At 71.5% G+C, this 20,150-nt stretch carries 22 protein-coding genes; 10 read left to right on the plus strand and 12 right to left on the minus strand.

Annotation, left to right across the window (positions count from 1 at the left end; translation table 11 throughout):
• Positions 1-4: 4 nt before the first annotated feature.
• A complete protein-coding gene (locus tag IPK81_20720) occupies positions 5-1,039 on the minus strand; it encodes an amino acid ABC transporter substrate-binding protein (protein QQS11929.1) in 1,035 nt (344 codons plus the stop codon).
• 287 nt (positions 1,040-1,326) lie between these two features.
• Positions 1,327-2,823: a M23 family metallopeptidase gene (locus IPK81_20725; GenBank protein QQS11930.1), complete on the minus strand. Its 1,497-nt coding sequence runs from the start codon at positions 2,821-2,823 to the stop codon at positions 1,327-1,329.
• Positions 2,824-3,321: 498 nt separating this feature from the next.
• Here IPK81_20725 and IPK81_20730 point away from each other — a divergent pair, with 498 nt between their 5' ends.
• From IPK81_20730 to IPK81_20745, 4 genes are read left to right on the plus strand one after another with little or no spacing between them, the layout of a single operon-like run.
• Positions 3,322-4,644 carry an MFS transporter gene (locus IPK81_20730; GenBank protein QQS11931.1) on the plus strand — a complete coding sequence of 441 codons (1,323 nt, stop codon included), beginning with the start codon at positions 3,322-3,324 and terminating at the stop codon, positions 4,642-4,644.
• Positions 4,641-5,096 carry a PaaI family thioesterase gene (locus IPK81_20735; GenBank protein ID QQS11932.1) on the plus strand — a complete coding sequence of 152 codons (456 nt, stop codon included), beginning with the start codon at positions 4,641-4,643 and terminating at the stop codon, positions 5,094-5,096. The genes IPK81_20730 and IPK81_20735 overlap by 4 nt, the downstream gene beginning before the upstream one ends.
• Positions 5,097-5,105: 9 nt before the next feature.
• Positions 5,106-5,855, plus strand: a complete 750-nt coding sequence (locus tag IPK81_20740) for an SDR family oxidoreductase (protein ID QQS11933.1) — start codon at positions 5,106-5,108, stop codon at positions 5,853-5,855.
• A 16-nt stretch (positions 5,856-5,871) separates the two neighbouring features.
• A complete protein-coding gene (locus IPK81_20745; protein ID QQS11934.1) occupies positions 5,872-6,156 on the plus strand; it encodes an antibiotic biosynthesis monooxygenase in 285 nt (94 codons plus the stop codon).
• A gap of 16 nt (positions 6,157-6,172) precedes the next feature.
• Here the strand turns inward: IPK81_20745 and IPK81_20750 are convergent, their stop codons facing one another.
• Positions 6,173-6,931: a TerC family protein gene (locus IPK81_20750; GenBank protein QQS11935.1), complete on the minus strand. Its 759-nt coding sequence runs from the start codon at positions 6,929-6,931 to the stop codon at positions 6,173-6,175.
• A 266-nt stretch (positions 6,932-7,197) separates the two neighbouring features.
• Between IPK81_20750 and IPK81_20755 the strand changes: the two genes are divergently transcribed.
• The 3 genes from IPK81_20755 to IPK81_20765 are packed head-to-tail and all read left to right on the plus strand — an operon-like array spanning position 7,198 to position 9,021.
• On the plus strand, positions 7,198-7,953 hold the full coding sequence (locus tag IPK81_20755) for a DUF169 domain-containing protein (GenBank protein ID QQS15196.1): 756 nt from the start codon (positions 7,198-7,200) through the stop codon (positions 7,951-7,953).
• Positions 7,953-8,573 carry a 2'-5' RNA ligase family protein gene (locus IPK81_20760; protein ID QQS11936.1) on the plus strand — a complete coding sequence of 207 codons (621 nt, stop codon included), beginning with the start codon at positions 7,953-7,955 and terminating at the stop codon, positions 8,571-8,573. Before IPK81_20755 ends, IPK81_20760 begins: the two co-directional genes overlap by 1 nt.
• Positions 8,574-8,610: 37 nt before the next feature.
• Positions 8,611-9,021 (plus strand): DUF2000 family protein, encoded by a 411-nt coding sequence (locus IPK81_20765; GenBank protein ID QQS15197.1) that lies wholly within the window; start codon positions 8,611-8,613, stop codon positions 9,019-9,021.
• Between the two features lie 9 nt (positions 9,022-9,030).
• On the opposite strand, the gene IPK81_20770 is transcribed toward IPK81_20765, so the two are convergent.
• From IPK81_20770 to rpmE, 5 genes are all read right to left on the minus strand, one after another.
• A complete protein-coding gene (locus tag IPK81_20770; protein QQS11937.1) occupies positions 9,031-10,083 on the minus strand; it encodes an alcohol dehydrogenase catalytic domain-containing protein in 1,053 nt (350 codons plus the stop codon).
• Positions 10,084-10,253: 170 nt separating this feature from the next.
• Positions 10,254-10,724: an Hsp20/alpha crystallin family protein gene (locus IPK81_20775; protein QQS11938.1), complete on the minus strand. Its 471-nt coding sequence runs from the start codon at positions 10,722-10,724 to the stop codon at positions 10,254-10,256.
• A gap of 175 nt (positions 10,725-10,899) precedes the next feature.
• The gene (locus IPK81_20780; GenBank protein QQS11939.1) at positions 10,900-11,352 is read right to left on the minus strand and encodes an Hsp20 family protein; all 453 of its coding nucleotides are present in this window, start codon (positions 11,350-11,352) and stop codon (positions 10,900-10,902) included.
• A gap of 196 nt (positions 11,353-11,548) precedes the next feature.
• Positions 11,549-12,439 carry a GNAT family N-acetyltransferase gene (locus IPK81_20785; protein QQS11940.1) on the minus strand — a complete coding sequence of 297 codons (891 nt, stop codon included), beginning with the start codon at positions 12,437-12,439 and terminating at the stop codon, positions 11,549-11,551.
• 138 nt (positions 12,440-12,577) lie between these two features.
• The gene (rpmE, locus tag IPK81_20790; GenBank protein ID QQS11941.1) at positions 12,578-12,805 is read right to left on the minus strand and encodes a 50S ribosomal protein L31; all 228 of its coding nucleotides are present in this window, start codon (positions 12,803-12,805) and stop codon (positions 12,578-12,580) included.
• Positions 12,806-12,979: 174 nt separating this feature from the next.
• On the opposite strand from rpmE, the gene cyaY reads away from it, so the two are divergent.
• Positions 12,980-13,303 carry an iron donor protein CyaY gene (gene cyaY, locus IPK81_20795; protein QQS11942.1) on the plus strand — a complete coding sequence of 108 codons (324 nt, stop codon included), beginning with the start codon at positions 12,980-12,982 and terminating at the stop codon, positions 13,301-13,303.
• Positions 13,304-13,321: 18 nt separating this feature from the next.
• Positions 13,322-15,118 (plus strand): ATP-binding cassette domain-containing protein, encoded by a 1,797-nt coding sequence (locus IPK81_20800; protein QQS11943.1) that lies wholly within the window; start codon positions 13,322-13,324, stop codon positions 15,116-15,118.
• A gap of 16 nt (positions 15,119-15,134) precedes the next feature.
• Here IPK81_20800 and IPK81_20805 read toward each other — a convergent pair whose 3' ends face one another.
• The 4 genes from IPK81_20805 to yajC all read right to left on the minus strand — a co-directional run bounded on the left by IPK81_20805 (position 15,135) and on the right by yajC (position 18,940).
• Positions 15,135-15,545: an Mth938-like domain-containing protein gene (locus IPK81_20805; protein QQS11944.1), complete on the minus strand. Its 411-nt coding sequence runs from the start codon at positions 15,543-15,545 to the stop codon at positions 15,135-15,137.
• A gap of 37 nt (positions 15,546-15,582) precedes the next feature.
• Complete coding sequence (gene secF, locus IPK81_20810; protein ID QQS11945.1) at positions 15,583-16,761, minus strand: protein translocase subunit SecF; 1,179 nt, start codon at positions 16,759-16,761, stop codon at positions 15,583-15,585.
• A 7-nt stretch (positions 16,762-16,768) separates the two neighbouring features.
• The gene (gene secD / locus IPK81_20815; protein ID QQS11946.1) at positions 16,769-18,436 is read right to left on the minus strand and encodes a protein translocase subunit SecD; all 1,668 of its coding nucleotides are present in this window, start codon (positions 18,434-18,436) and stop codon (positions 16,769-16,771) included.
• A 69-nt stretch (positions 18,437-18,505) separates the two neighbouring features.
• Positions 18,506-18,940 (minus strand): preprotein translocase subunit YajC, encoded by a 435-nt coding sequence (gene yajC, locus IPK81_20820; GenBank protein ID QQS11947.1) that lies wholly within the window; start codon positions 18,938-18,940, stop codon positions 18,506-18,508.
• A gap of 206 nt (positions 18,941-19,146) precedes the next feature.
• Between yajC and IPK81_20825 the strand changes: the two genes are divergently transcribed.
• Positions 19,147-20,007, plus strand: coding sequence for an ATP-binding protein (locus IPK81_20825; GenBank protein QQS11948.1), 861 nt, complete (start codon positions 19,147-19,149; stop codon positions 20,005-20,007).
• Positions 20,008-20,150 lie beyond the last annotated feature (143 nt).

Here is a 20,150-nt window from a genome sequence, read left to right on the forward strand (position 1 = left end):
TGGATCAGCGGACCGGCGGCGCGTACTGCAGACCGCCCTGGGTCCACAGGCGGTTCAGGCCGCGCTCGAGCTTGAGCGCCGAGCCGGCGCCCATGTTGCGCTCGAACGACTCGCCGTAGTTCCCGACCTGCTTGATGATGCGGAAGGCCCAGTCCTCGTCGACGCCGAGCGCCTTGCCCATGCCCGGGGTGACGCCGAGCAGCCGCTTGATGGCCGGGTTGTCGCTCTTGGCCTTCATCTCGTCGACGTTCTTCGACGTGATGCCGAACTCCTCGGCCTCGAGCATGGCGTAGACCGCCCAGCGCACGATGTCGCCGAACTGGTTGTCACCGTGGCGGAACGCCGGCGCGAGCGGCTCCTTGGAGATCAGGTCGGGCAGGATGATGTAGTCGTCCGGCTTCGGCGAGCGCGTCGCGCGCGACGAGGCGAGGCCGGAGGCGTCGTTGGTGTAGACGTCGCAGCGGCCGGAGTAGAAGGCCTGTTCGACCTCGTCGCGGTTCTCGATGACCACGGACTTGAACGTCATCTTGTTGGCGCGGAAGTAGTCGGCGAGGTTGAGCTCGGTCGTGGTGCCGGGCTGCACGCAGACGGTGGCGCCGTTGAGCTCCTTGGCGCTTTTGACGCCCAGCTTCTTGGCGACGAGGAAGCCCTGGCCGTCGTAGTAGGTGATGTGGCCGAAATCGAGGCCCAGCGAGGTGTCTCGGGTCAGCGTCCAGGTCGTGGTGCGCGACAGGATGTCGACCTCGCCCGACTGGACCTGCTGGAAGCGCTGCTGGGCGCTGGCCGGCACGTACTTCACCTTCTCGGAGTCGCCGAGGATGGCGGCGGCGATGGCGCGGCAGACGTCGACGTCGATGCCGCTCCATTTGCCGTCGGAGCCGAGAAGGTAGAACCCGGCGCTGCTGGGGCCGACGCCGCAGATCAGCTGGCCGCGCGCCTTGATGGCGTCGAGATCCTTGCCGGCGTGGGCCGGCGAGGCCGCCGCCAGCAGCCCGAGCGAGGCGGCGGCGATTGCGGCGTTGCGGAATGCCTTTTTCATCGATTCTTCTCCCTTCACGGTCGCGCGATAAGCCTGTCCGCCGCCGCCGTCGGATGGACGGTGCAACGGCCATGCCAAGAACGAATCGAACGTGGGAGAGAGACGCATGGACGTTCGACCGCGCGTGTCGACGCCGTCCGCGAGAAGCACCCCGAGCCCCCTGCCGTTCTTCGTTGTTCCAATGCTGGCATAGGAATCGGGTGTCGCGCAATTCGGGAGTCCGCGGCCGGAACGAAAAACGCCGGCCCCCGGGGCCGGCGTTGTCGGAGCGCGGCGGAAGCGCCGCGTCAGAGCCGGTTGGGGCCGTCGAACGCTTCGGCCTCGGTGGAGCGCGAGCGCGAGGCGCCCGCCGCGCGGCGCTGCCAGTCGCGGAACGCGACCAGATCCTGCGGGGCGAGGCGGCCGGTGCCGCCGATGTACGGCGCCGGGTTGACGAATTGGCCGTCGACCAGCACGCAGAAGTGCAGGTGAGGCCCGGTCGAGCGGCCGGTGCTCCCGACGTAGCCGATCACCTGGCCCTTGCGGACGCGCGTGCCCGGACCGACGCCGGCCACGAAATTCGACATGTGGCTGTAGCTGGTGGCCAGCGAGTCGGAGTGCACGACGCGCACCGTCTTGCCGTAGTTGTAGTACCAGCCGGCGTAGTCGACGACGCCGTCGGCGGCCGCGACGATCGGCGTGCCGTAGCGGCCGGCGATGTCGGCGCCGTTGTGGAAGGCGTACCAGCGCCCGAGGCGGCGGGGGCCGAACGAGGAGGAGATGTGGCTGCCCTCGATCGGCAGGGTCATCGAGGAGTCGCCGACGCGGTTGCCGTGCTCGTCGAAGAAGCCCTCGGGCTGGCCCTTGGGCGCGAACCACCAGATCTGCCCGCGCGACGAGCGGTCGTAGATCGTCGCGGTCAGCAGCCGGACCTGGCCGTCGTCGGCGCGGCCGTGCACCATCTCGATGCTGGCGGACCGCACGTCGAGGGTGGCCGGCGCCACGGCGGCGAGCGCCTGGGCCGCCGATTGCGCGGTGTGGGTGTCGATGCCGGCACGGGCCAGGGCGATATTGGCGTTGCCGTTGGCGGAGACGCGGCTGGTGCCGATCGACTTCGGGGCGATCGACCGGGTCGACGGCAGGGCCACGCGGACGCTGCCGCCGCCTTCGCTGTTCCAGCGGCGGTGGTCGTCCTCGACGCCCTCCGGACGCGGCGACTCGCCGCCGGCGCCTTCACCGCCGCGCAGGGTGGCGACGCTCGTCGATCCGACGGCACCGGTCGCGGTGAAACCACCCGACGCGGCGCGCTGGACGTCGACCACCGGACCGGCGGCGCCGGCGAGGTAGATCTGGAGGGTCTGGAGCTGGCGGCCTTCGGTCGGCGCCGGCGAGAACGTGGCCCGCCCCGAATGCCCGCCGGTGAGCGGCGTGCGGCCCATCGCCTTGGCGGCGGCTTTGGCGGCGGCCTCGGCGTCCGCGGGGCCGACGCCCAGCGCGGCCAACTGGTCGACGAGCGGCTTCGAGGGATCGACAGAGAATGGAACGGCCTCGGGCTCGCTCGGCGCGGCGCCGCCGGGCGGCGTGCCCATGCGCGCCACCGCCGTCGTCGGGCGCTTGGCGGGGATGGTGATCCGCTTGGCGCCCGGACTGGTGACGCCCGCCGCCTGTGGCTTGGCGGCCTGGGGTTTCGCGGCTTGCGGCTTGGCCGCCGGCTGGGCCACCGCCTGCTGCGGCGCCCGGATCGCCTGGGCGTTCGCCTGGCCCATCAGGCAGAGCGCGGACACGGCGCACATGGACGTCGTCATGGCGACGGCGAAGCGACGTGACCGTCGCGAGATCGTTTCCCGCATGAAGAGCCCTATCCTGCAGAAGCCGACGAGCGGCGTTGGACCGGTTCTTGGGGCGGGGTGGGGCGATCCGCAGCGGCTCCGGAGATCCGGAAACCGGTGGATCGGCCCGCCCGGCCCATCACGTGGAAGTACTCTCAACAGACGCGGCGGGCGGAGTCCAGCGCCAAGTTGCATATTTGCAACAGTATAAGCGGAGTGAATCCTCAGCTAATTTTTGAGTCTATGCTCGGTATTTGATGCGCCGCGGCGTCCACGGCGACGCGTCCGCCGTGTGACGGGATGGCGAAATCCCTGTGACGACAGACCGGACGGGATCGACGCGGCCACTGCCTGTCCTGCGCCGAACGCACTGTGGCCGATGCGCCATCCTTGCTATCAGCGTCCCATGACAGGAACCCAGACGCGGCGTCGCGCCGCACGCGGGGCGGTCGCGCCGATGCCGCCGAGGCGCGGATGACCGTCGCCGCCGACGCCGAGAGCGCGCCGTTCGACTGGGACGCCCCGGCCGTGCGCCGCGGCCGTCGGGTGGTGTTCGCCGTCCTGGCGGTGATTTTCGTGCTGTGCCAGTTCCAGCGTTCCGTGACCGGGGTGCTGGGCCCGACCTTGCGCGCCGAGATGGGGCTGACGGCCGAGGAGCTGGGTTGGATCACCGGCGCGTTCTTCTGGGGCGTGGCGGTGATGCAGATCCCGTCGGGCATCCTGTTCGACCACTACGGTCCCCGTCTGACCGTGTCCGTCAGCCTGGTCGCCGGCGTCGCCGGCGGCGGCCTGTTCGCCGTCGGCCGCGACTTCTGGACGCTGACGACCGGGATGGCCCTGCTGGGACTGGGGACGTCGGCGGTGCTGATGGGCGCCATCGTGCTGATCGGCCGCTGGTACGCGCCGCGGCGCTTCGCGACCATGGCGGCGGCGATGATGTCGCTGGGCTACGTCGGCAACCTGCTGGCCACCCAGCCCTTCGTCGAGCTGATCAAGCTGATCGAGGCGGCGGGCTTCGCCCATGGCTGGCGGATCGGCTTCGCGGCCGCCATCGCCGGCATGCTGGCCACCGCCGGCGCCATCCTCTGGATCGTGCGCGACGCGCCGCCCGGCTCGCCTTGGGACCGCCGCCGGCCGGAGCCGCTGATCGAGGTGGTGAAGGGCCTGCGCGAGGTGTTCCGCCACCCCGCCATGATCGGTCTGTGCGGCGCGGCGGTGGTCGGCTACTCGACCAACTTCGCGCTGCGTGGCTTGTGGCTGGGCACCTACATGCTCGACGTCCACGGCATGGACGCCGACGCCCGAGGCACGGCGCTGCTGGTGATGGCGCTGTTCGGGACCGGCGGCATCTTCATGGCCGGCTGGCTGGCGGGACGCGCCCGTTCGCCGCGGCCGGTCGTGATCGGCTTCATCGCCACCACCGGCCTCTGCCTCGCCGTCCTGGTCGCCTGGCCGGGTATCCCGACCGCGGCGCTGATGGCGGTCCTGTTCCTGTTCTCGTCGGTCTCCAGCTTCTTCCCGGCCGTGCTCGAGCACGGCCGGTCGCTGTTCGACGACCGCCTGCGCGGCCGCTCGCTGACCTCGATCAACGTCTGGGTGTTCATCGGCGTGGGCGTCACGCAGCCGATCACCGGCTATGTCCTCGGCGCCTTCCCGGTGTCGGCCGGCGGCGCCCTCGGCGAGGATGCGTACCGCGCGCTGTTCGGCTATCTGCTCATCCCCGTGACCATCGGCGTGACGCTCTACGCCCGGTTCGGGACCTACGCGCCGGCGGCGCCGCGACGGACGGAAAAATGACCAACGAAGAGATACTCGACAGTTTCCAGCGCGGCCGGCAGCCCGGCATCGCGACCCTCGGCGCCGAGGCGGTCGAGGTCGACGCCGAGGCCGGCCGCGTGGTGATGCGCTGCACGGCCACCGTGAACCACTGCCATTCGACCGCCGGGCACCCGCGCGGAGGCATCGTCCAGGGTGGATTCGTGACCGGCTGGCTCGACACGTCGATGGCCCACGCCGCCATCGCGAAGTCGGCCTTCAAGCTGCTGGTCCCGACGCTGGAGGTTAAGGTGAGCTTCCTCAACGCCGCCCATCCGGGAATCTACCACGCCACCGGGCAGGTCGTGCGCTGGGGCCGCAACGTCGCCTTCCTCGACGCCCGCCTGGTCGACGCCGACGACAAGCTGATCGCGACCGCGACGTCGACCGTCATGCTCGCGCCGGCGCCCGTCCGGCGGACGGCCGGCGTCTAGGAGACCGATATGGCCGCTCCGTCGACCCGGCCGGTGGCGCTGGTCACCGGCTCGACCTCCGGCATCGGCGCGGCCATCGCCCGCCGCCTCGCGGCCGATGGCTACGCCGTGGCGTTGCACTCGCGGTCGTCCGTCGAGGCCGGCGCGGCGATGGCGGCCGAGCTGCCGGGCGCCAGCTACACCCGCGCCGACCTCGCCGACGAGGCCGAGGCGCGGCGGCTGGTCGACGAGGTGGTCGCGCGCCACGGCCGCCTCGACGTGCTGGTCAACAACGCCGGCCGCTCGATCCGCATCCCCCATGCCGATCTCGCGGCCGCGACGCCGGCGATCTGGCGCGAGCTGCTGGACGTCAATCTGGTGGCGCCATGGGTATTGATCACGGCCGCCGAGGCGGCGCTGCGGGCCTCGGCCGAGGGCGGCAGGCCGGCGTCGATCGTCAATATCGGCACGCACGCCGCCGTACGGCCGAAGGGCGGCTCGATCCCGTACGCGGCCAGCAAGGCGGCGCTGCACCATGTCACCAAGCTGCTGGCGCTCAGCCTGGCGCCGGCGATCCGCGTCAACGCCGTCGCCCCCGGCCTGGTCGACACGCCGATGAGCGCCGGCTGGGAGGACGCCTACGCGCTGTGGAACACGAAATCGCCGATGCGCCGCGTGGCGCGCCCGGAGGACGTCGCCGACATGGTCGCCTCCCTGCTGCGCAACGACTACGTCACCGGCGAGATCGTGCTGCTCGACGGCGGCCTCAACCTGACGTGAGCCGGCGGGCCGGCCCGTGATCGGCGTCTGGATCGAGTACCGCGCGCGGCCGGGCCGCCGCGAGGAGTGCCTCGCGGCGCTGCGCCGCAACTGCGCCGAGACGCTGCGCGACGACGGCTGCCTGCGCATGGAGCTGGGGACGCCCGCCACCGGCGACGGCGCGACGATCGTGCTGAGCGAGCTGTGGCGCGACGAGGCGGCGCTGGCCGCCCATCGCGCCCGGCCCGGCCACGACGCCGGCCATGCCGCCGTCGACGCCCTGGTCGAGAGCCGCCGCGTGGTCCGCTACGACCTCGCCTGACGCCGGCCGGGGCGTTCTACTTCGGCTCGGCCGCTCCCGCGCGGCGCACGGCGGCGCGCTTGCGCGCCACCATGTTCAGCGTCTCGACGAACACCGAGAACGCCATCGCCGCGTAGATGTAGCCCTTGGGGATGTGCGCGCCGAAGCCCTCGGCGATCAGCGTCATGCCGATCATCAGCAGGAACGCCAGCGCCAGGATCACCAGCGACGGGTTGTTCTCGATGAAGCGCGCCATCGGGTCGGCGGCCACCAGCATCACCACCACGGTGATGACGACCGCGATCACCATCACCGGGACGTGCGGCGTCATGCCGACCGCCGTGATGATGCTGTCGACCGAGAACACCAGGTCGAGGATCAGGATCTGGGTGATGGCGGCGCCGAAACTGAGCCCCTTCGGACGCGCGTCGAACATGTCCGGCCCCGGATCGGGGTCGACGCTGTGGTGGATCTCCTTGGTCGCCTTCCACACCAGGAACAGGCCGCCGGCGATCAGGATCAGGTCGCGCCACGACAGCCCCTGGCCGAGCACCGTGAACACCGGCTCGGTCAGTCGCACGATGATGGCGATGGTGCCGAGCAGCCCCAGCCGCATCACCAGCGCCAGGCCGATGCCGATGCGCCGAGCCCGGGCGCGTTGCGCCTCCGGCAGCTTGTTCGTCAGGATCGAGATGAAAATGAGGTTGTCGATGCCGAGCACGACCTCGAGCGCGATCAACGTGATCAAGGCGACCCACACGGCCGGATCGGCCGCGAGCGTCATCAGAGAGTCCATCATCCGCGTCACCCCAGGTCTGGTCCGCGTCGGCCGTCCGCCGGCCGCGCGGTTTGGTCCGAGGTGGCGTTCCCGAGCGCGGGTGTCAATGGCGGGCGCGCGCCGGCCGCCGCCGATTTGCCATCGACCGGAGGCGGCGCGCCGCTAGAATGCCCGGCGATCGAATCGGGGAGGAACCCATGTCAGCGCAGCCGCAATCCGCCGAGACCCTGCCACCGGGCGTCAAGGTCAAGCCGTGGACGCCACCGGAGCGGATCACCGGCCAGATGCTGGCCGACGCCTCGCAGACGCTGATCGAGCAGCTGCGCATCCGCACCATGCCGATCGGCATGCGCCTGTTCGAGAACCCGGTCGAGATGGAGAAGATCAAGGGCCTCCGCCGCCCGACCGAGGGCTTCAAGTTCACGATGTGCCAGATGGTGACGCAGTCGCGCTGGTACGGTTTCACGCTCGGCATCACCGTCGACAACACCCGCGGCGGCAATTGCGGCGGCGTGGTCGGGCTGAACCATCCCGGGGAGGGCTTCCTCTCGGGCGACCACATGAACGGCGTGTGGTTCGGCAACAAGGAGGCCTCGCGCATGCACCAGGCGACGATGCCGCGGGTGCCGCACGGCCGCTACAACGGTCTCGTCGTGGCGCCGCTGCGCGCCGCGCGGCTCGACCCGCCGGACATCTGCCTGTTCTACGGCACGCCCGGCCAGATGATCTATTTCATCAACGGCCTGCAGTTCCACCGCTACAAGCGGTACGATTTCACCGTCACCGGCGAGAGCGCCTGCGCCGATTCGTGGGGCCGCGCCCTGTCGACGCGGGAGACCTCGCTGTCGCTGCCGTGCTACGCCGAGCGCCGCTACGGCGGCGTGGCCGACGACGAGCTGCTGATGGCGTGCCCGCCCGACGAGTTCCTGCGCGCGGTCGAGGGCATGGGCCACCTCGCGAAGAACGGCCTGCGCTATCCGTTCCCGCCCTATGGCGCGGCGATGGATCCGGCGCTGGGGATGGCCAAGAGCTACAGCTGATGGCGGTCATCCCCTTTCCCGGCCCGCGGAGAGGGGAGGTCCCCGCGCCCCCGGCGGCCGCGCCGCCGGAACCGGCGCCCGCCGCGGCGCCGGCCGCGCGGCTCTACGTCGTCGCCGAGCCGGTGCTGGCGCCGGACGACGACGAAGCCCTCCGCCGGCTGCGCGCGCACTACCATCCGGCGGAGGCCGACCGGATCGGGCCGCACGTCACGCTGGTGTTCGGCGCCGATGTCGCGGGCCGCGACGAGCTCGCCGCCGCGCTGACGGCCGCGGCCGGCGCGACCCGGCCGTTCTGGTTCGTGCTTCAGCGCCTGCGGGTCGACGCGCCGCCCGGCGCCGGCCGCGCCTGGCTCTACGCCGAGCCGGACGAGGGCACCGAGGAGTTCCGCGGTCTCTACGAGGCGCTCAACGATCCGATGTCGCCGCCGGCCGGTTCGGCGAAATCCTACGAGCCGCATCTGACGCTGGGCGTGTTCGCTTCGCCGATCGAGGCGGAGCGCATCGCCCGGATCGTCGAGACCCGGATCGTGCCGATGCACGGGCGGATCGAGGCGCTGCGGCTGGTCGAGGTCTCGGCCGGCGGGCTGGTCGAGATCGGGCGGTATCCGCTCGGCGGTTGAGAGACGTTCGGAGACGGCGATGGCGGACGGGGAGACGGTGCGTTTCGACACCAAGATCGCGATGGTGGTGCGGTCGGATCTAGCGGTGTGGCAGAAGCTCAACGTGGCGGCGTTCCTCAGCGGCGGCGTGGCGGCGGCGTTCCCGGAATGCGTCGGCGCGCCCTACGAGGACGGATCGGCGACGCGCTACCGCGCCCTGATCGGCCAGCCGATCCTGATCTACGGCGCCGACCGGCCGGCGCTGGCGCGCGCCCTCGACCGCGCGCTCCAGCGCGGCGTCGAGCCGGCGGTCTACACCGAGGAGATGTTCGCCACCGGCCACGACGCGGCCAACCGCGCCGTGGTCAAGGCGGTGGCGCGGTCCGATCTCAATCTGGTCGGCATCGCCGTGCGCGCCGAGCGCAAGACCGTCGACAAGATCGTCGACGGCCTGAAATTCCATCCCTGAGGCGTCGCGTCAGGGCACCAGCACGGCGCGGCCCATGATCAGGCCCTTGCGCAGCTCCTGCAGCGCCTCGTTGGCCTCGTCGAGCTTGCGCGTCGTCACGGGCACGGCCTTGACCTTGCCGTCGCGCACCAGCGCCATCATCTCCGACATCTCCGCCGGCGTGCCGGTGACCGAGCCCATGACGGCGGTGCCGGTGAACGCGAACATCGGCAGCGGCGTCGAGAACGTGCCGCCGAACAGGCCGACGATGATCAGGCGGCCGCCGCGCGCCAGCGCGCGCTGGCCGAACTGCGCCGTGCTCTCGGCGCCGACGAAGTCAAGCGCCGCGCCGACGCCGGTGCCGCCGGTCAGCTCCAGGATCGTCTTGCGCGCGTCCTTGTCGCGCGGGTCGATCGCGGCGCAGGCGCCGTTGGCCAGCGCCAGCTCGCGCTTCTTTGGATCGATGTCGGCCACGATCGGGTCGCGGCCCAGCACGGCGCGCGCGAACTGCACGCCCATCAGGCCGACGCCGCCGGCGCCGATCACCAGCACCGGCTTGCCGATGTCGTTGCCGACCGCCTTCTTCACCGCGCCGAACGCGGTGATGCCTGAGCAGGCGTAGAGGCAGGCCAGCTCGGTGGGGATCGAGCCGTAGTCGAACAGGTACTTGGGATGCGGGCACACGACATGGTCGGCGAAGCCGCCGTCGGCGTTGACGCCCAGCGCGCGCGGCGTCGGGCACAGGTTCTCGAGCCCGTTGTCGCAGTGCCAGCACTTGCCGCAGCCGATCCACGGATAGACCACGGCGTTCTGGCCGACCTTGGCGCCCTTGGCGTCGGGGCCCAGCGCCACCACCTCGCCGACGATCTCGTGTCCCATGATGCGCGGCGGGTTCATGGTCTTGGCGGTGGAGTACTTGTTGCCACCGCCCATGTCGAAATAGCCTTCCCACAGGTGCACGTCGCTGTGGCAGACGCCGGCGGCCGTGATCCGCACGATGACCTCCGTGCCCTTGGGCGCGGGCGTCGGCTCCTCGACGCGCTGCATCGGCTGACCGAATTCGACGACCTTGTAGCTCTTCATGGACCGCGTTCCCTCCGCTCGGCTCTTTTCGGCCGGCAGTCTACGGGAATCGCGCGGCGCGGCGCCACCGCGACGTGCCGGCGGCCGCGCCGCACGGCGGAAATGAAGAGCGCCGCGGTGGGCCGCGGCGCTCCCGGAAGCGATCCTGATCCGGTCTAGGGGAAGGGGAGTCAGGCCGCTTTCACGTCGATGCGCCGCGCCGCCGCCTTCGCGGCCTGGGTCTTCGGCAGCTTGACCACGAGCACGCCCTTGTCGAAGCTCGCGGTGACCTTGTCGCGGTCGATGTCGGGGCCGACCCCGATCGCGCGCTGGAACGCGCCGTAGCTGCGCTCCTGGACCACGTAGGCCTTCTTCTCGTCCTTCTCCTCGCGCTCGTTCTTGCGCTCGCCGCGGATGATCAGGGTGTCGCCCTCGAGTGTCACCTCGACCTCGTTCTCGGCCATGCCCGGCAGATCGGCCTTCACGGTGATCGCCTCGGCATCGGCGGTGACGTCCAGACGCGGCGTCGGCAACGTGACGGCGGGCGGCAGGCGGCGCAGGGCGGCGTCGTCGAACAGAGACTCGAACGGGCGCATCAGATTGGCGAACGGATCGCCGCCCTGTCCCAGGCGGCCCCAGATCGTCGGAAGATCGCGTGTCATGTCTGCCTCCTTCCTAGGGTTCGGTGACGCGACGGCGTCGGCTCGACGTATGCGTACTCTCGCCCCACCCTGGGGCGGACGCCTTGAGCCACGTCAAACATCCGTCGAGGGACGCCGGCGGCCGGATTCAAACAGGGGGGGCCGGGCCGCCACGCGGCGGCCCGGCCGGGAGCCGCTACTCGGCGGCCTGGAGCGCCGGCTGGCGGGACGCCACGGCGATCGGGATCGCGCGCGGCTTCTTCTCCTCCGGCACCTCGCGCACGAGGTCGACGTGCAGCAGGCCGTTCTCGAGCGCCGCGGCGCTCACCCGCACGTGGTCGGCGAGCTCGAAGCGCCGCTCGAAGGCGCGGCCGGCGATGCCGCGGTGGAGGTACGTCACGGCGCCGTCGCGGTCGGCGATCTTGCCGGCGACGCGCAGCGCGTTCTCCTGCTGGACGATCTCGATGTCCTTGTCGGTGAAGCCCGCCACGGCCAGCGTGATGCGGTAGCCGCTGTCGCCGACCTTCTCGATATTGTAGGGCGGATAGCCGGCGCCGGCGGAGTCGTTGGACACGGAGTCCAGCAGCTGGAAGACCCGGTCGAAGCCGACGGTCGAACGGAACAGCGGGGAATAGTCGAACGCACGCATGGGAACACCCTCCTTGGAGCGATGCGGTTGATGGCCCCCCTCACGGGCGGGCCGCTGACGCCGCCGGCCCGTCACGGGCCCGGCGACAGGCTGGAAGTGGGGTCGGCCGGCGTCGAGTCAAGGGCCTGTGTCGCGCGGTTTTCGCGCGCGGTGGACCGGTCGATCGAGGGGACCGGCGTGCGGCCGGGGCGGGCGCTCAGGCGGGGTGGTAGCGGACGACTGTCCAGTCGTAGGCCGGTACGAATCCCAGCGCGGCGTAGACGCGGGCCGCCAGCGGATCCTCCCGGGTGACCGTCAGCATCGCGTGCGTCGCGCCGCCCTTGGCGGCGTCGCGCAACAGGCCGGCGACGGCGCAGCGGGCGTAGCCGCGGCCGCGCAGGTCGGGCGGCGTGTAGACGGCGCCGACGTTCACCCAGCCCTCGTGCTCGATGGTGACCGCGGCGTAGGCCACCGGCTTGTCGGCGACGGTGGCGACGATGTCGCGGCGCTCGTCGTGCAGCAGCCGGATGAACTGGCGCGCCGCGAGGTCGTTCTCGGGCGTGCGCGCGTCGCCGTGCAGCGTGTCGCGCAGGTCGGCGTGCCACGCGCCCAGCTCGGCCAGCTCCTCGCCCATCGGCGGCCGCGTGTCGACCGTGCCCGCCGCCATCGGCGCCGGCATGCGCAGATCGGCCAGCGCCAAGGTCATCACCATCGCCTCGACCCGGTGCTTCAACGAGCGGTCGCGGAACCAGCCGTGCAGCTCGGCCTTCACCACCTGGTCGGCCGGCCCGGCCAGCTCCAGCGCCTCGCGCGGCGCGGCGCCGGCCAGCGTGTCGAGGATGTGGTCGAGCGCCTCGGGCGCGTGCAGCAGGCAGGCGCCGTTCCAGCACAGCGCGGCCGCGGCCGCGATGTCGCTGTTGTCCTCGACCGCGCCGACCCAGGTCGCGGTGTTGCGCTTGCCGGTGTCCTCGATGCCGCCCTTCGCGAGGTTGGCGCGCAGGAAGAGATGGGTCTCCGGCTTCGCCGCGAGGGCCGCCGCCAGCGCCGCGGCGTGGGTCTCGCGCAGCACGCGCACCGTCAGCTCGCCCTTGGCTTCCGTACCGTCCATCCCGAATCTCCCTGCGCTCCGCGGCGACATGCTGGACCTTCCGCCGCCGCGATCAAGGTCTTCGTGCCGGCGCGCGGGCAAAGAAAAACGCCCGGCGGAGGCCGCCGGGCGTCGGTCGTGCCGCGCGGGGCGGGCGGCCTATTCCTTGATGGCGCCGATGCTGCCGAACTTCGCGCGGAAGCGCGACATGCGGCCGCCGCGCTCGACGACCTTGTTGACGCCGGTCCACGCCGGATGGGTCTTCGGATCGATGTCGAGACGCAGCGTCGCGCCCGGCTCGCCGTAGGTCGAGCGGGTCTGGTACTGGGTGCCGTCCGTCATCACCACGGTGATGTCGTGGTACTTCGGATGGATGTCGGCCTTCATGACGGTAAACTCCGGAAATCGAGGCGCGCCTTATAGGGGAGGCGCCGCGGTTGGGCAAGGGCGCGCCGTCCCCGGCCTTGTTGCGCCCCGGCGGGCCTGCTATAGGCGCCCGCGAACGCCTTGTATTTCAAAGACTTGGCGCTCACCGTCGCGAAACCGCCAACCGGCCCGGACATGACCGCCAGCTTCGCCAACGCCGCCGCCGCCTTGCTCGACCGTCTCGCCGACCGGCTGGAGACGGCGCTGGCCGACGTCGCGGAGGTCGACTACGAGGCCGGAATCCTCCAGATCGAGGTCGACGGCGCCGGCACCTGGGTGGTCAACCGGCATGCGCCGACGTCCCAGATCTGGATGTCGTCGCCGGTCTCCGGCGCGCACCATTTCGCACACGATCCCGCCGGTGGCCCCTGGGCCGACACCCGCGGCGGCGCCGACCTCGAGACCCTGCTGCGCGACGAGCTGGCCGCCGCGGCGGGCGTCGCGCCGGCCCTCGCCTGACGCCCGCGGACCGTCGACATGGCCGAGACCTCGCTTCCTCCGACCGGCGGCGCCGCGACCGCGACCCGCCGCGACCTGCGCCCGCTGCGGTTCCTGTGGCCGTATCTGCGGCCGCATCGCGGCCGGGTGGCGCTGGCGCTGGTGGCCCTGTTCGTGGCCGCGACCACCGTGCTGGCGTTCGGCGCCTGCCTGCGGGCGCTGATCGACCGCGGCTTCGCGGCCGGCCGCACGGACATCCTCGACTACGCGCTGGCCTCGCTGCTGGCCGCCGTCGGCGTGCTGGCGGTGGCCTCGGCGGCGCGCTTCTACTTCGTCTCCTGGCTGGGCGAGCGGGTCGTCGCCGACATCCGCCGCGACGCCTTCGCCCACGTGCTGCGCCTGAGTCCGGCGTGGTTCGAGACGGCGCGCACCGGCGACGTCATGAGCCGGCTGACCGCCGACACCACGCTGATCGAGCAGGTGGTCGGCTCGTCGGTCTCCGTCGCCATCCGCAACACGCTGATGTTCATCGGCGGCGCGGCGATGCTGGTCGTCACCAGCCCGCGGCTGACGGTGCTGGCGCTGCTGGTCGTGCCGCTGGCGATCGTGCCGATCATCGTGTTCGGCCGCCGCGTGCGGCGCCTGTCGCGGCTGAGCCAGGAGCGGATCGCCGACGTCGTCGCCTACGCCGGCGAGCGGGTCGACGCCATCCGCACCGTGCAGGCCTTCGGCCACGAGGGCCGCGAGGCCGGCCGCTTCGGGGCGCTGGTCGAGGCCGGCTTCGACACCGCGCGGCGGCGCGTGTTCCAGCGCGCGCTGCTGACCGGGACCGTGATCCTGCTGGTGTTCGGCGCGGTCGGCGTGCTGCTGTGGATCGGCGGCCACGACGTGCTGGCCGGGCGCATCACCGCCGGCGACCTCTCGGCCTTCGTGTTCTACGCCGTCGTGGCGGCCGCGTCGGCCGGCGCGATCAGCGAGGTGATCGGCGACCTCCAGCGCGCCGCCGGCGCCGCCGAGCGCATCGCCGAGCTGATGGCGACCCGCTCGCCGGTCGAGGAGCCGGTCGCGCCGGCGGCGCTGCCGTCGCCGGCCCGCGGCGCGGTGGCGTTCAAGGACGTCGTGTTCCACTATCCGGCGCGGCCCGACACCGCGGCGCTCGACCGTTTCACGCTCGACGTCGCGCCGGGCGAGACCGTGGCGCTGGTCGGCCCGTCCGGCGCCGGCAAGACCACGGTGTTCGCGCTGCTGCAGCGTTTCTACGATCCGCGGTCCGGCGTCATCACGCTCGACGGCGCCGACATCCGGAGCGCCTCGCTCAACGACCTGCGGTCGCGCATGGGAATCGTGGCGCAGGAGCCGACGCTGTTCTCCGCCAGCGCCATGGAGAACATCCGCTACGGCCGGCCGGACGCCTCGGACGACGAGGTGCGCGCCGCCGCCGAGGCGGCGCATGCGCGCGAGTTCATCGAGGCGCTGCCCAATGGCTTCGACACGTTCCTCGGCGAGAAGGGCGTGCGCCTGTCGGGCGGCCAGCGCCAGCGCGTCGCCATCGCGCGCGCCATCCTGCGCGATCCCGCCGTGCTGCTGCTCGACGAGGCGACCAGCGCGCTCGACGCCGAGAGCGAGCTGGCGGTGCAGACCGCGCTCGACCGGCTGATGAAGGACCGCACCACGCTGATCGTGGCCCACCGGCTGGCCACGGTGCTCAAGGCCGACCGCATCGTCGTGCTGGAGGACGGCCGCATCGTCGACAGCGGCACGCACCGCGAGCTGGCCGCCCGCGGCGGCCTCTACGCCCGCCTCGCCGAGCTCCAGTTCGACCGCGCCGCCGAGTAGGACGGGCGCGGCCCCGTCACGCGCCGTCCGGCGTCGGGATCAGGGCAGCGGCGACGCGGCGGCCCTCGGCCAGCAGCACGTTGTAGGTGCGGCAGGCGGCGCCGGTGTCCATCGATTCGACGGCCAGTCCGCGCGCCTTGAGCGCGGCGCGCGTCGCGGGCGGGATGAACGCGGCGCGCGCGCCGCCGCCGACCAGCAGCACCTCGACCGCGGGGGTGGCGTCGAGCACCGGCGCCAGCGCCGCGACGCCGAGCGCATCGGCCATGGGCGCGGTGGCCGCCTCCCATGCGACGGTGCGGTCGGGAGTGACGAGGATCGCGGCGGTCCACGCCACGCCGCTGACGCGGAAGCGCCCCGGTCCGTAGCTCTGGACGACCTGCCGCTGCGTCGGATCCGGCGCCGGCAGGGTCTTGTCGGTCAGCGACATCGCGGAAACTCCCGTCGCCGCGCCGTCGCGACCGGCGTCACGGACGCGCGGTGGCGTCGGAGGCGGCGGCCTCGGCCTTCTCGAGCACGCGGTCGGGCCGGAACTTCAAGTAGACGAGGCTCGCGCAGGCGATCCAGATCGACGAGTAGGTGCCGACCACGACGCCCCACAGCATCGCGACGGAGAAGCTGTAGAGGACCGGTCCGCCGAAGACCACCAGCGCCAGCACGGCGAGGAACACCGTGCCCGACGTCATCAGCGTGCGCGACAGCGTCTCGTTGACGCTGACGTTGAGCAGCTCGATCAGCGTCAGCTTCTTGTAGCGCCGCAGGTTCTCGCGCACCCGGTCGAACACCACGACGGTGTCGTTGATCGAGTAGCCGGCGATCGTCAGCACGGCGGCCAGCGCCGTGAGGCCGAAATCGAGCTGCGTGACCGCGAACATGCCCAGCGTGGTGACGACGTCGTGCACCAGCGCGATCAGGGCGGCCACGCCGAACTGCCATTCGAAGCGGAACCAGACATAGGCCGCGATCGACAGCAGCGTCAGGCCGATCGCCCAGATGCCGGTGCTGAGCAGCTCCGAGCCGATCTTCGGGCCGACCGATTCGGTGCGGCGGAACTCGTACTTCGCGTCGAAGGCGTCGCGCGCCACCAAGATGGCGACCTGCTGGCACCATTCCTCGCGCTGGTCCCGCTCCATCGCCACCTTGGCGGGCGACGGGCCGGCCTTGACGAGGTTGTCCTGCAGGCCGATCGCCGCGGCGGCGCTCCTGGCGGTGTCGGACGTCAGCGTCGCCGGCGCGGTGAGCTCGAGATCGCCCGACGCGGCGTTGGCCGCCGGCTTCAGACTCCAGCCCGCGCCCATGCGTTTAGTGAGCAGCTTGCCGGCGCTCGCGACGCAGGCCGCCCCGCCGTCCTGGCGCTGGATGCGGATCAGCACGACGTCCTTCGAGCCGAATTCCTGCAGCGACACCTCGCCGACGCCGAGATCGCCGCCGATGCGGCGCATGTCCGCGATATCGGCGTCGCCGGCGCGCGACTTGGCCTCGATGGCGATGCCGCCGCGGAAATCGATGCCGAAATTGAGGCCGACGACGAACACCAGAGCGAGCGCGACGATGTTCACGGCCGTCGACAGGATCAGCGCCGCGGCGCGCTTGCCGAGGAAGTCGAAGTTCGTCTTGCCCGCGATGATGCGGAAAGGCTTGTACATGGCGCCCTCAGATCACGAGTTCTTTGGGGCGGCGCCAGCGCAGCCACAGCCCGAGCACCATGCGGGTGAAGATCGTGGCGCTGAACATCGACGTGAGCAGGCCGAGCGAGAGGGTCACGGCGAAGCCCTTGATCGGTCCCGACCCGAACCCGAACATCAGCACGCCGGCGATCAGCGCCGTCAGGTTGGCGTCGACGATCGACGACATCGCCTTTTCGTAGCCCGCCGCCAGCGCGTTGATCGGCGACCGGCCCAGCGCCTGCTCCTCGCGCACGCGTTCGTAGATCAGCACGTTGGAATCGACCGCCATGCCGACCGTGAGCACGAGCCCGGCGATCCCCGGCAACGTCAGCGACGCGCCCAGCACCGACATGCCCGCCAGCACCATCAGGAGGTTCACCAGCATCGCCAGGTTGGCGAAGCCGCCGAAGATGGGGCCGTAGCAGAGGAACATGAACAGCACGACCAGCGCCGTGCCGACGAACGCCGCGATCGTGCCGGCGCGGATCGCGTCGGCGCCCAGGTCGGCGCCGACGGTGCGCCGCTCGATCACCGTCAGCGTGGCGGGCAGGGCGCCGGAACGCAGCTGCAGGGCCAGCGCGCTGGTCGATTCCGGCGTGAACTGGCCGGTGATGATGCCGCTGCCGCCGCAGATCGGCTGCTGGATGTTGGGGGCGCTGATCACCGCCTCGTCCAGCAGGATGGCCAGGCGCACGCCGACGTTGTCGGTGGTGACGCGGCAGAAGGCGCGGCCGCCGGTCGGCGTGAACGAGAAGCGCACGATCGGCCGGCTGTTCTGCGGATCGAACGTGCCCTGGGCGTCGGTCAGGTCCTCGCCGCCGACCACGACGCGCTTGCGCACCGGCAGGCAGTTGAGCGGCTGGGCGCGGCAGAACGCCTCGGCCTTGTCCTTCGGCTCCAGCTTCCGCTTGACGATCTCTGGGTCGACGATGAAGCGCTCCCACGCCTCGCGCGGGCCCGGCCGGTCGGCGTCCGGGCGCCACATCACCGTCGGCGGCGTCGTGGCGGCGCCGGGCGGGACGGACTCGTCGAGCAGGTGGAAGCGCATCTGCGCCGTGGTGCTGACGATGCGGATGAGCGCGTCCGGATCCTCGATGCCGGGCACCTGGACGAGTATGCGTTCGTCGCCCTGGCGCTGGATCGTCGGTTCCTTGGTGCCGGTCGAATCGATGCGCTTGCGCACGACCTCGATCGACTGGTCGAGGATCTGCTGCTTGCGCCGCGCCAGCTCGGCCGGCGGATACTCGATCCGCAGCGTGGTCGGGGTCACGGTCGTGACCAGCAGGATGCCGCCCTCGACGTTGCGGATCGCCGCCACCGCCTTCGGCGCGTCGGCGGCGTCGCGCAGTGTGACCGTCACCGAGGCGGCCTCGGAGACGATGTCGCGCGGCGTCACCTGCGCCTTGCGGAACTCCGGCCGCAGGCTGTCGGCGATGTCCGACATGCGCTGGCGCACCACGCCGCGCATGTCGACGTCGAAGACGAGGTGGACGCCGCCGCGCAGGTCGAGTCCGAGATTGACCACGCCGCCGGCGTACCAGTCCGGCAGGTAGCGGCCGATCGCGGCCGGGATGATGTTGGGCAACGACAGGAGGATCGACACCAGCGTGACGCCGATGATCGTCCAGTTCTGCCAGCGAGGAAGTTGCAGCATGCTATTCGTGGCCTCGCGGCGTCCAGGCGCCGGTTCGACGCGGGCGCGGGGTTCCGCGCCCGCCGCGCGCTAGTCCTTCTTGCGGCCGAACAGGCCGCCGAGCAATCCGCCGCGGGCCACCGGGGCGTCCGACGGCTTGGTCTCGATCATCGGCTTGACGTCGGCGTCGTCGTCCTTGGCGCCGCGCACGGATTCGTTGCGCGCCAGGATGCTGGCCACGGTCGACTTGATGATGCGCACGCGCACGCCCTCGGCGATCTCCACCTGCAGCTCCTGCTCGCCGATGACGCGGGTGACGAGGCCGATGATGCCGCCCTGCGTGACCACGCGGTCGCCGCGCTTGACGCTGGCGATCAGCTCGCGCTGCTCCCTCATCTTCTTCTGCTGCGGACGGATCAACAGGAAGTAGAAGACGCCGAAGATCAGGATCAGCGGCAGAATCTGCTCGAGTCCCCCAAGGCCGCCGCCGCCACCCGTCTGGGCGTGCGCCTCCGAAATGAACATGCCGCGCTCCTGTTTCGTGGATTCGATTTGGCCCCGGCCGGTCGGCGGGGCGGTAAAGAACGGCGGAATATACCCGTGCGCCCCCGCATTGCAACGCATATGGGGGGCCGCGTCGCCGATGTCACGGAGGGCGAATCCGCTTTGCCGGACAAGGCTTTATGGATAGGTTGCCGCCTCTTTCGACAGCCCGCGCCGGACTTCGCTCCATGACCGATTCGCTCGAACCGCTGCTGCGGCGCATCGCCGACGCCCTCGACCGGCTGGCGCCGCCGGCGCGGCCGCCGCTCGACCCCGGGGCGGCCGACGCCTTCGTCTGGCACGCCGATGGACGCCTCGAGGCGGTGCCCGAGGTCAGCCGCGTCGACATCGACCTGCTGCGCGGCATCGACCGGCAGAAGGAGATCCTGCTCGACAACACCCGGCGCTTCGCGCGCGGCTTCCCGGCCAACAACGCGCTGCTATGGGGCGCCCGGGGCTGCGGCAAGAGCTCGATCGTCAAGGCGGCGCACGCCGCGATCAACGCCGAGCTGGGCGGCAGCCCGGCGCCGCTCGCGCTGGTCGAGATCCACCGCGAGGACATTCCCTCGCTGCCGGCGCTGATGGGCGTGCTGCGGGGAGCCGGCCGGCGCTTCATCCTGTTCTGCGACGATCTCAGCTTCGACGGCCAGGACGCGGCCTACAAGTCGCTGAAGGCGGTGCTCGAGGGCGGCGTCGAGGGCCGGCCGGACAACGTGTTGTTCTACGCCACGTCGAACCGCCGGCACCTGATGCCGCGCGACATGATCGACAACGAGCGCTCGACGGCGATCAATCCCGGCGAGGCGGTCGAGGAGAAGGTGTCGCTCAGCGACCGCTTCGGCCTGTGGCTGGGGTTCCACAACGCCGACCAGCCGACCTACTTCGCGATGATCGAGGGCTACGTGCGGCGCTACCGTCTGGAGATCGATCCGGAGACGCTGCGCAAGGAGGCGGTCGAGTGGTCGGTGACGCGCGGCTCGCGTTCCGGCCGCGTCGCCTGGCAGTACATCCAGGATCTCGCCGGCCGGCTGGGCCGCCGCCTCGATTGAGGCGCCGGCCGCCGTCTCAGTGGAAGTCGCGCGATCGGACGGGGATGGCGGCGCCGGCGGCGGGACGCGCGGCGGGCGCCGGCGGTGGCTCGCGGTATTCGCCGTCGCGCGATCCGGCGGCGCCGTGTTTGGCGGCGTCGGCG

The sequence above is a fragment of the Rhodospirillales bacterium genome, from assembly GCA_016699855.1.
In the GTDB taxonomy this organism is placed as follows: Bacteria; Pseudomonadota; Alphaproteobacteria; order Reyranellales; family Reyranellaceae.

What these genes read in the sequence shown, in the direction of transcription:
- IPK81_20755 (QQS15196.1), top strand. Translation starts at nt 7,198, where the DNA reads ATGCTGGCCGACGCCTCGCAGACGCTGATCGAGCAGCTGCGCATCCGC.
- IPK81_20740 (QQS11933.1), top strand. Translation starts at nt 5,106, where the DNA reads ATGGCCGCTCCGTCGACCCGGCCGGTGGCGCTGGTCACCGGCTCGACC.
- IPK81_20720 (QQS11929.1), bottom strand. Translation starts at nt 1,039, where the DNA reads ATGAAAAAGGCATTCCGCAACGCCGCAATCGCCGCCGCCTCGCTCGGG.
- IPK81_20730 (QQS11931.1), top strand. Translation starts at nt 3,322, where the DNA reads ATGACCGTCGCCGCCGACGCCGAGAGCGCGCCGTTCGACTGGGACGCC.
- IPK81_20775 (QQS11938.1), bottom strand. Translation starts at nt 10,724, where the DNA reads ATGACACGCGATCTTCCGACGATCTGGGGCCGCCTGGGACAGGGCGGC.
- secF (QQS11945.1), bottom strand. Translation starts at nt 16,761, where the DNA reads ATGTACAAGCCTTTCCGCATCATCGCGGGCAAGACGAACTTCGACTTC.
- IPK81_20800 (QQS11943.1), top strand. Translation starts at nt 13,322, where the DNA reads ATGGCCGAGACCTCGCTTCCTCCGACCGGCGGCGCCGCGACCGCGACC.
- IPK81_20750 (QQS11935.1), bottom strand. Translation starts at nt 6,931, where the DNA reads ATGGACTCTCTGATGACGCTCGCGGCCGATCCGGCCGTGTGGGTCGCC.
- IPK81_20735 (QQS11932.1), top strand. Translation starts at nt 4,641, where the DNA reads ATGACCAACGAAGAGATACTCGACAGTTTCCAGCGCGGCCGGCAGCCC.
- cyaY (QQS11942.1), top strand. Translation starts at nt 12,980, where the DNA reads ATGACCGCCAGCTTCGCCAACGCCGCCGCCGCCTTGCTCGACCGTCTC.
- IPK81_20770 (QQS11937.1), bottom strand. Translation starts at nt 10,083, where the DNA reads ATGAAGAGCTACAAGGTCGTCGAATTCGGTCAGCCGATGCAGCGCGTC.
- secD (QQS11946.1), bottom strand. Translation starts at nt 18,436, where the DNA reads ATGCTGCAACTTCCTCGCTGGCAGAACTGGACGATCATCGGCGTCACG.
- IPK81_20780 (QQS11939.1), bottom strand. Translation starts at nt 11,352, where the DNA reads ATGCGTGCGTTCGACTATTCCCCGCTGTTCCGTTCGACCGTCGGCTTC.
- IPK81_20760 (QQS11936.1), top strand. Translation starts at nt 7,953, where the DNA reads ATGGCGGTCATCCCCTTTCCCGGCCCGCGGAGAGGGGAGGTCCCCGCG.
- IPK81_20825 (QQS11948.1), top strand. Translation starts at nt 19,147, where the DNA reads ATGACCGATTCGCTCGAACCGCTGCTGCGGCGCATCGCCGACGCCCTC.
- yajC (QQS11947.1), bottom strand. Translation starts at nt 18,940, where the DNA reads ATGTTCATTTCGGAGGCGCACGCCCAGACGGGTGGCGGCGGCGGCCTT.
- rpmE (QQS11941.1), bottom strand. Translation starts at nt 12,805, where the DNA reads ATGAAGGCCGACATCCATCCGAAGTACCACGACATCACCGTGGTGATG.
- IPK81_20805 (QQS11944.1), bottom strand. Translation starts at nt 15,545, where the DNA reads ATGTCGCTGACCGACAAGACCCTGCCGGCGCCGGATCCGACGCAGCGG.
- IPK81_20785 (QQS11940.1), bottom strand. Translation starts at nt 12,439, where the DNA reads ATGGACGGTACGGAAGCCAAGGGCGAGCTGACGGTGCGCGTGCTGCGC.
- IPK81_20725 (QQS11930.1), bottom strand. Translation starts at nt 2,823, where the DNA reads ATGACGACGTCCATGTGCGCCGTGTCCGCGCTCTGCCTGATGGGCCAG.